Origin of the sequence: Clostridioides sp. ZZV15-6597 (assembly GCF_020657815.1) — a bacterium.
Classification (GTDB): domain Bacteria; phylum Bacillota; class Clostridia; order Peptostreptococcales; family Peptostreptococcaceae; genus Clostridioides.
Genome location: NZ_JAGWCT010000134.1, coordinates 1 through 9,312, shown reverse-complemented (window position 1 = coordinate 9,312; position 9,312 = coordinate 1). Strand labels below are relative to the sequence as shown.

General features: G+C 28.4%; 9 protein-coding genes, 1 tRNA gene, 1 other RNA gene and 1 other annotated feature. Of the genes, 1 reads left to right on the top strand and 10 read right to left on the bottom strand.

The genetic code is table 11. The annotated features are described in order from the left end of the window. Nucleotides 1-423: 423 nt before the first annotated feature. Nucleotides 424-1,629: an MGDG synthase family glycosyltransferase gene (locus tag KGF52_RS18935; protein WP_227841252.1), complete on the top strand. Its 1,206-nt coding sequence runs from the start codon at nt 424-426 to the stop codon at nt 1,627-1,629. Between the two features lie 64 nt (nt 1,630-1,693). Here KGF52_RS18935 and KGF52_RS18930 read toward each other — a convergent pair whose 3' ends face one another. From KGF52_RS18930 to KGF52_RS18885, 10 genes are all read right to left on the bottom strand, one after another. Then, complete coding sequence (locus KGF52_RS18930) at nt 1,694-1,915, bottom strand: hypothetical protein (RefSeq protein WP_227830445.1); 222 nt, start codon at nt 1,913-1,915, stop codon at nt 1,694-1,696. 141 nt (nt 1,916-2,056) lie between these two features. Continuing rightward, nucleotides 2,057-2,656 carry a recombination mediator RecR gene (recR, locus tag KGF52_RS18925; RefSeq protein WP_227830451.1) on the bottom strand — a complete coding sequence of 200 codons (600 nt, stop codon included), beginning with the start codon at nt 2,654-2,656 and terminating at the stop codon, nt 2,057-2,059. Nucleotides 2,657-2,668: 12 nt separating this feature from the next. Next, the gene (locus KGF52_RS18920; protein WP_227437598.1) at nt 2,669-3,019 is read right to left on the bottom strand and encodes a YbaB/EbfC family nucleoid-associated protein; all 351 of its coding nucleotides are present in this window, start codon (nt 3,017-3,019) and stop codon (nt 2,669-2,671) included. Nucleotides 3,020-3,077: 58 nt separating this feature from the next. Continuing rightward, complete coding sequence (gene dnaX, locus KGF52_RS18915) at nt 3,078-4,715, bottom strand: DNA polymerase III subunit gamma/tau (protein ID WP_227830446.1); 1,638 nt, start codon at nt 4,713-4,715, stop codon at nt 3,078-3,080. A 76-nt stretch (nt 4,716-4,791) separates the two neighbouring features. After that, nucleotides 4,792-5,056: signal recognition particle sRNA large type (gene ffs / locus KGF52_RS18910), an RNA gene on the bottom strand. A gap of 41 nt (nt 5,057-5,097) precedes the next feature. Then, nucleotides 5,098-5,189: transfer RNA gene (locus KGF52_RS18905), tRNA-Ser, on the bottom strand. Next, a complete protein-coding gene (locus tag KGF52_RS18900) occupies nt 5,190-5,645 on the bottom strand; it encodes a nucleoside deaminase (protein ID WP_227841251.1) in 456 nt (151 codons plus the stop codon). It abuts the tRNA gene before it with no gap. 319 nt (nt 5,646-5,964) lie between these two features. After that, on the bottom strand, nt 5,965-7,236 hold the full coding sequence (gene serS, locus KGF52_RS18895) for a serine--tRNA ligase (protein WP_227841250.1): 1,272 nt from the start codon (nt 7,234-7,236) through the stop codon (nt 5,965-5,967). 126 nt (nt 7,237-7,362) lie between these two features. Next, nucleotides 7,363-7,568 (bottom strand) — a binding site (T-box leader). A gap of 127 nt (nt 7,569-7,695) precedes the next feature. Continuing rightward, nucleotides 7,696-8,577 carry a mechanosensitive ion channel domain-containing protein gene (locus tag KGF52_RS18890; protein WP_227841249.1) on the bottom strand — a complete coding sequence of 294 codons (882 nt, stop codon included), beginning with the start codon at nt 8,575-8,577 and terminating at the stop codon, nt 7,696-7,698. Nucleotides 8,578-8,588: 11 nt separating this feature from the next. Continuing rightward, complete coding sequence (locus tag KGF52_RS18885; RefSeq protein ID WP_227841248.1) at nt 8,589-9,098, bottom strand: transcription repressor NadR; 510 nt, start codon at nt 9,096-9,098, stop codon at nt 8,589-8,591. Nucleotides 9,099-9,312 lie beyond the last annotated feature (214 nt).

Here is a 9,312-nt window from a genome sequence, read left to right as displayed (position 1 = left end):
TAACCTACTGTTTAATTTTCAAAGTTCATTTTTCATGTTTGCCCTTTTCTTAAGGACAAGTAATACTATATCACCTTTATTTATCCAAGTCAATATAATTTTTTATTTTTTTTAAGATTTTTAATTTTTCTATGTTTTATCAGCTTAACTCTCATAAATTAATGATAAACAAAAGTCCTTATTTCATAGGACTAATATATATTTTATGCCCAATTTTCCTTTTTATTCTATAATTTAAATTTTTTATTTGTAGTAATACACATTTTTTTAAAATTAATTTACATTTCTTTCACTTGTAATTTTTGTAATCTTGTATTAGATTATTATTAAAAAATGATTTATCAATAATTTGATTGAGAATGACAATTTTTACATATCAAAGTATTATATAAATACTATGCTACATTTTAGGAGGATTTTATTATGAGCAAAAAAGTATTAATCATGTCTGCTTCTACTGGTGGTGGACATAATAGAGCGGCTCTAGCTATTAAAGAAGAACTTACATCCAAAACAATTGACGGAGAGCCTGTTGAATGCGAAATAATAGATAGTTTGAAATTAGTCAATAACATAATGGATAAAATAATTTCAAGAGGATATGAAAAATCTGCCATATATACACCCAAAGCATATGGAAGTGTATATAGATTATCTGAAACAAATCTTTTATCAAAAAACGAATTTAAAGGTAATCTAATAATTACATTTATGGCAAAAAAATTAAAAAAACTCATTAGAAACACAAAACCAGATTTAATTATAGGTACACATCCTTTTCCAATGATTGCTTTAAGCACATTGAAAAAAAATTTTAACTTACATAATAATGAAACAAATGCTTCTACTGATCATTTTTATAAGCATCATACAAGTACTATTAATGTTCCTCCTCTTATTTCTGTATTAACTGATTATACTACTCATTCCACATGGATACAAAATGAGATTGACTACTATATTGTTGGTCATGAGTATGTAAAGGAATTATTAGTATTTGATGGAGTTGAACCTAGTAAAATTAGAACATTTGGAATCCCTGTTGAAAAATCGTTCCATTCTCATAGAGACAAAAGAATTGTTCTTTCTGAACTAAATTTATCTCCTGATAAATTAACTGTTTTACTTATGGGTGGCAGCTTTGGAGCTGGAAATATAAAAGAAACTCTTGATGAGTTATTAGATACAGATAGAGATTTTCAGATACTTGTAATAACTGGCAGAAATGAAAGTTTAAAAGAGAAAATTGAAAAAAAACTTGTATCTCGTTATCATGACAAAAATGTATGTGTACTTGGATATACTGATAAAATGAATGACATTTTAGCTTCTATAGATGTTTTAGTCAGTAAGCCTGGCGGACTTACTACAACTGAAGCACTCTTAAAAGATGTACCCATGATAGTTCCATATTATATACCTGGACAAGAAGAAGAAAATCTTGATTTCTTATCCAATTGTGGTGCAGCACTTAGAACTACAAAGAAATATAATTTATCAATATTATTAAAAGTTTTGATAGATGACTCTAGTAGGCTAGAAATGTTAAAGAAAAATATAAAATCTATAAGAAAGTCAAATTCAGCCCAAAACATAGCTAATTTAGTATTAAGTATAATTTCTAATTAATAAAATAAATAAAATCCCTATAGTGTACCTATTAGGGATTTTTTATCTTCTAATTATTTAATTACTAGATTGGTTCATAAAAATCTTCTTCATAATCATACTGATAGTTTTTATAGTTATTTCTGAATTCAGTGTTTTTATTTCTTGGAGTTTTCTTAGTTTTTTTCTTGTTAGAAAAACTTATATCCTCAAAATCATCATATTTAGGCTTGTCTTTTGATTTCATTTTTTTAACTCTTTTTTCCTTCATTGCATTATGTTCTTCTAAGTTCATAATTGGTTTCATGTTGCACCCCTATCAAAATTTTTAAATGATTTATACAACAAATTATACAATACAGAAGAAATTTATTCAATAAATCTAAATCAAAATTAATCTAAATTTAACTCCAAAAAATTACAAAAATCGAGGTGATAACCTCGATTTTTATATTTCTCTTCTACCTTCCAATGCTTTTGATATTGTAACTTCATCTGCATATTCTAAATCTCCTCCAACAGGAAGACCATGAGCTATCCTAGTAACTTTGATTCCCATTGGCTTTACTAATCTTGCAATATACATAGCTGTGGCTTCTCCTTCAATAGTAGGATTTGTAGCCATTATTATTTCTTTTACATCTTGATTACCAAGCCTTTGTATAAGCTCTTTTATTTTTAACATATCTGGTCCAATACCATCCATTGGAGAAATAACTCCATTTAATACATGATATTGTCCTTTAAATTCTCTTATTCTCTCCATAGCTGCAACATCTCTTGGATCTTCTACCACACATATAGTACTAGAATCCCTATTCTTATTTGAGCACATACTACATGGGTCTGTATCTGTTATATTGCAACAAATTGAACAATACTTTATCTCTCTTTTTGCGTCTATAATTGCCTTAGATAAAGCCTCCACATCATTAGTATTCATATTAATAATATGAAAAGCCAACCTTTGAGCAGTCTTTCTTCCAACTCCTGGAAGCTTTGAAAATTCTTCTATTAGTCTCGTTATTGGACCTGTATAAACTTGCATAAATATCACCTACTAGAATAACCCTGGTATATTCATACCTCCAGTTACCTTACTCATTTGATTTGCTTGTATATCATCAATATTTCTCAATGCTTGATTTACTGCACTTAAAACTAAATCCTGTAACATTTCTATATCGTCTGGATCAACAACTTCTGGTTTAATAGTTATATCTAAAACTTCTTTTTTACCATTAACTTTTACAGTAACTGCTCCTCCACCAACTGAAGCTTCTACTTCTTTATTTTCTAACTCTTGTTGAGCTTTTTGCATGTTTTCTTGCATCTTTTGAGCCTGCTTTAATAAGTTATTCATATTTCCACCACCAGGCATCATTCCGCCTCCAAAACCTTTTTTAGCCATAAACACTATTCCTCCTAAACTTATTTTCATTTTATTATTATATCATAATAGTATTTTATTATTTACTTTCATTTTCATCAATACTATCTTTTATTTCTAGTATTTCTTCGTTTACTATGTTCTTTAGTATCTCTTCACCAATGTCTTTTTTTTCTTTAACTTCAAGATTTATATCTTTGACTTCTGATGACAATACTATTTTTACACTAAAGCTTCTATTTAAAACTTCTCTTATAGTCTTCTCTAGATAATCTATTGTATCTGGGGAGCTTAATCTAGTTTTTGCAAAATCAAATTTATCATCAAATATTACATATAACATGTTAGAATATACATTAAAACTTTTTACCTCACTTAAAAGAGCGTATATTGGCATTTTTTTATCTTTTTTAATTTGTTTAAGTATATTTTTCCATGATGATTCTATAAGTAGAACGTCTTCATTCTTTACCTCTTCATAAACGATGCTTTCTTTTTTTGAATTTATTTCTCTATTATCCTCATATTCATTTTCTTTACCACTATCATTATTTGTAATTTTAAAGCTACCCATTTCAATCATTTTTTCCAAATTCTCAACCCTTTTAATAAGAGCTTCTTTACTTTCATCAAACATTGGCTGAGCAATCTTCATTATAGTTATTTCTACTAAGACTCTTGGATTTGAAGATGATTTTATATCATCTTGAGTTGTTGACAGTATATTTAAAATTCTTATTAAATCATTTATATCTATGTCCTCAGACTGAGATTTAAGTTGCTCTATAGTTTCTTCTGGTAATGAGATTATTTCATCTAGTTCTGATGATACTTTGCAAACCATTAAATTTCTAAAATGATCTATTAAATCATTTATAAGGTTTCTTATATCTTTCCCCCATAAAACAAATTCATTTAATATTTCAAGAGATTTTTTAGTATCTTGCGCTACAATACATTGAGACAATTCAAATAATTGTTCTATATTCACGCTTCCCATCAACTCAACAACATCTTTATAATCTACTTTATTTTCTCCAAATGATATACACTGGTCTAATATGCTAAGAGCATCTCTAAGTGCTCCTTGAGAATTTCTAGATATCAGATTAAGAGCTTTGTCATCTATGTCAATTCCTTCATCTTCACAAATTTTTTTCATCCTAAGAGTCATATCTTTAACAGTAACTCTTTTAAAATCATATCTTTGGCAACGTGATAAAATAGTTGCAGGTATCTTATGAGGTTCAGTAGTAGCTAATATAAAGATTACATATGAGGGAGGTTCTTCTAATGTCTTTAACAATGCATTAAAAGCTCCTTGAGACAACATATGAACCTCATCTATTATATATACTTTATATTTAGCATTAGCTGGAGAATATTTTACACTTTCTCTAAGCTCTCTTATATCATCTACACTATTATTTGATGCTGCATCTATTTCTACAACATCCATTGTATTATCTTTTAATATTGATTCACATATTTCACACTCATTACAAGGTTCTTCATTTAATTTATTTAAACAATTTACTGCTCTTGAAAAAATTTTTGCAGTAGATGTCTTCCCAGTACCTCTTGTACCACAAAACAAATAGGCATGTCCTATATTATCATTGTATATTTGATTTTTTAAAGTCTTAATAATATGTTCTTGACCAACAACATCATCAAATCTTTGTGGTCTATATGCTCTATATAATGCTTTATGCATCTTTTTACCTCTCTTTAGTAAAATTAATAAAAAAATCCCTCATTATCTAAGGGATTAGTCTTTTATATATTAAATGCTGTACACCATCTATCGACTTAATTCCATAGGCGTTACCAAAACAGTTAGCTCAACTTAGGCACCCCCGCGGCACACAAAAGTGATCACTTACCGCTGCTTCCTTCCGGATCTGACGGGGTTCATGAGCTTTCATTGCGCAGGACCTAAGCATCAACACCACTTATTCAGGGCGGCCCTACAAAAAATAAGCCTTTAGATGGAATTCAATCCTGCTATAGCGGATTGCAGGTTACAGGGCACCGCTACCTCCCCATCTAGTACAGCAAAATTACAACCATATTTAATTACTTTTATTTATTGTTTCTGGCGGAGAGAGTGGGATTTGAACCCACGATACAGTTTTACCCATATACTCGCTTTCCAGGCGAGCGCCTTCGACCACTCGACCATCTCTCCTTAATCTCTTTTTCTTAATTCCTTAAAAAATTCTTGCAATATGATCGAGCATTCTTCTTGCAAAACATCAAAAGCCACTTTTACATTATTATTTTCAAAATAATCTAATTTAAACTCATGCTGTTTCTCTATATATGAATTTTTTATATGCCTTGTCCCTATTATAAGCTTTTTTATTCTAGAATTAACTATTGCACCACTACACATTATGCAAGGCTCTAGTGTAACATATAAATCACAATCTGTCAATCTCCACCCACCTAATTTTTCTGATGCTTGCTTTATCGCTAAAATTTCTGCATGAGCTGTAGAATCTTTCAATGTTTCTGTAAGGTTATGAGCCCTTGCTATTATTTGATTATCTTTAACTATAACAGCACCTATTGGTGTTTCTCTCTTATTATATGCTTTATATGCTTCTTTTAATGCTTCTTTCATATAAAATGAACTTTCCATAATTCCTCCCAAAACTTATAACAAACTTATCTTATCATAATTCATTTTATAATTCAACTTAATTTTATTTTGTTTATTTAATATATTGCTATGCATAGCTACATTTAATTTAAATTAACCTAAAAAAAAAATTTCAGAGTCTAATTAAATGTTGATTTATGAAAATATTTAGCTTTTTATGATGAATATTCTATTATATATATTAACATAAAAAAGTTATGAAATTATTAAATCTCATAACTTTTTTTAATTTACTATTTACTTATAGTATATTTTTAATCTTAAAATATATTATCACTTATATAATATTAATACATAATTATTTTATAACATCAACACCCATATAAGGTCTTAATTCTTCTGGAACTACTACAGAGCCATCTGCTTGTTGATAATTTTCTAATATAGCAGCTAAGCATCTTCCTATAGCTAATCCAGAACCATTTAATGTATGAACATATTCTGCTTTTGATTTTTTATCCCTTTTAAATCTTATTCCCGCTCTTCTTGCTTGAAAATCTTCAAAGTTTGAACAAGAAGATATTTCTACATATCTATTATAACTTGGCATCCAAACTTCTAAATCGTATTTAAAAGCAGCTGTAAATCCTAAGTCTCCTGTACATATTCTTACAACTCTATATGGAAGACCTAACATTTGTAACATAGTTTCAGCATCATGAGTTAATGATTCTAATTCCTTATAAGAATCCTCTGGTTTAACAAATTTAACTAATTCAACTTTATTGAATTGATGTTGTCTAACTAAACCTCTTGTATCTCTTCCTGCTGAACCAGCTTCAGATCTAAAACAAGGAGTATATGCACAATATTTTATTGGAAGTTCTGCAACATCTAATATTTCATTAGCATGTATATTTGTCACAGGTACTTCAGCTGTTGGTATTAAGAAATACTCTAGCCCTTCTATTTTAAACATATCTTCCTCAAATTTAGGAAGTTGACCAGTGCCTATAAAACTATTTCTATTAGCCATAAATGGAGGTAAAACTTCTGTATATCCATGTTTAGCTGTGTGAGTATTTAAGAAGAAATTCATTAAAGATCTTTCTAATCTAGCACCTAGTCCTCTATATAAAGTAAATCTTGAACCAGTTATTTTTCCAGCTGTTTCAAAGTCTAGTATGCCTAAACCAGTTCCTATATCCCAGTGAGCTTTATGTTCAAAATCAAATTTTGTAGGTTCTCCCCAAGTTCTTACTTGAACATTGTCTTCATCTGTTTCACCTTGTGGCACATCTGGATGAGGTACATTTGGAATTCTCATCAATGCATATTCCATTTTTGCTTCAACTTCTTTTACTTTCTCATCAATACCTTTTATCTTGTCTGATAATTCTTTTAATCTTGCTTTTTCCTCTTCTACATCTTTTCCTTCTTTTATTAATTGTGGTATCTTTTTAGAGTTTACATTTAATTCATTTTTCATAACTTCAACTTCTTGAAGTATCTCTCTTCTTTTATTATCTAATTCCACTACAGCATCAAGGTCGAATTCTTTTTCGCCTCTTATTTCCATAGCTTTCTTAATATCATCTAAGTTTTCTCTTATTCTTTTAATATCTAACATATTAATTCCTCCTAATAATTTTTATAATATAAATTAATAATTCCAATTTAAATTAAAATATTTTTAACTTCAAATTCTTAGTTTAAACAAATTTGGAAAATAAAAAAAGACCTCCGTTTACCCTATAAAAGGGACGAAAATCTTTTATCCGCGTTGCCACCCTAATTGATTATACCCATATGTATAATCCTCTCAGACCTGTAACGTAGGTAAACGTCTAGCTTTAACTAGAAGCTCTAGAGTAGATTCAAAAACCATTGTAATGAGTTCTCACCATCCACTCATTCTCTGAATACAACCTGTTTTTTACTATTTTCTTTCAATGCTTTTAACTAATTGTTTTATTTGATAATCATTATATTATATATATTAACATCTTTCAATACTATTATTCAATTTTTTTTTAGAATTTTCTTTAATTTATTATCTTAAGTTTGATTTTTTTGTTTAATTAAAATATTATCTTTTATCCAAAGAATTTAAATTACTTGTGTTACTAAACAATAATGAAGCAGGAATAAATGGAACTTCTATTTTATTTTCATCAAATTTCTTCTTAACTTTTTCCATTACATCAAAGTATACATCCCAGTAATCATCAGTTTTAACCCAAGGTCTGGCAACTATTTGCATAGTATTATTACCTATAGAGTTTAACCCTATGATTGGCTTTGGGTCATCTAGTATCCTTTTTTCATTTGTAAAAATTTCATTTAATATAGATTTAACTATATCTATATTGCTATCATAAGAAATATTATACGAAAAATCTATCCTTCTTTTATTTTGATGTGTGTAATTAATTATATTATTACTTGTCAATTGAAAATTTGGTATTATTATAGTTTTATTATCTGGAGTTTTAAGAACAGTACTAAATATTTGTATGTCAGAAACTGTACCTTCTACACCTGACCCTTGAATATAATCACCTATATTGAATGGCTTAAAAAACAAAATAATCATGCCTGAGCCTAGATTTGATAATATTTCTTTAAATGCTAATCCTATACTAAATCCAGCCGCTCCTAAGACCGCTACAACTGACGTAGTTTGTATTCCTATAATCCCTAAACTTATCAATGATATGATGGATAGCATTGATATATATATACCATATACAATAAAATTATTTACACCTTTACTCATTCCATATTTAATTAGAAACTTAGAAACCATCTTTCTTACTATCTTAGCTATATAAATACCTATTATAAATATTGTTATTGCATATATAATATTTGGTATATTATCACTGAAATTATTAAGCATATTTTCTAAAGTTCTCTTCGTTATATTACTATTTGTTGAAGTAGTCTTAGCTAATGACAAAAAATTCATTTAACTCCTCCTTATGATAATACTCCACTGTCATCTAATTTTTTTATTATATCTTCAATAGTCTTTTCTTTGAGTGCTTCAATTGTATGAATATGACTGCGTTCTGTTAAGACTGATAATTGTTTAAACTCATTTGTTTCAACTTTTCTCATAAAATCATCTATATCCATTTTAGAATAAATATTAAGTTCTGCAGTTATTTGACCATATGTTGGATGATTTACAATAACATCTTTTACAATTCCACCTAAATCTACAATAATTCTTAGTTCTTCATAAATTTCTTGGGCATTTTTATGATTTTTACATTTTATTTGTCTGGAAAAGTATGGTTGATTATATATTATATATCCTTGAGGTGTAGCTATTATTTCAAAGCCTTTAGCCCTTATAAGCGCTATATCTTGTACTATTACTTGTCTGCTTACATTTAATAGCTCCGCTAGCACTCCACCTTTTACAGGATGCTTAGATTCCTTTAAAATATCTATTAATTTGTTTCTTCTTTCATTAGAATTCATATTACACCTTCTTTCTAAATCAAAACTTTTTGTCTATATTATATAATTTTATATTTTATCTTAGTATAAATCAATACAGAGTTTATATTCTGTTTAATTTTAGATTTTATGTTTTATGGCAAACAATAAAAAAAGACTACGTGGCTACGTCCTACTCTCCCAGGCAGTTTCCCACCAAGTACCATCAGCGCTAGAGAGCTTAACTTCTGTGTTC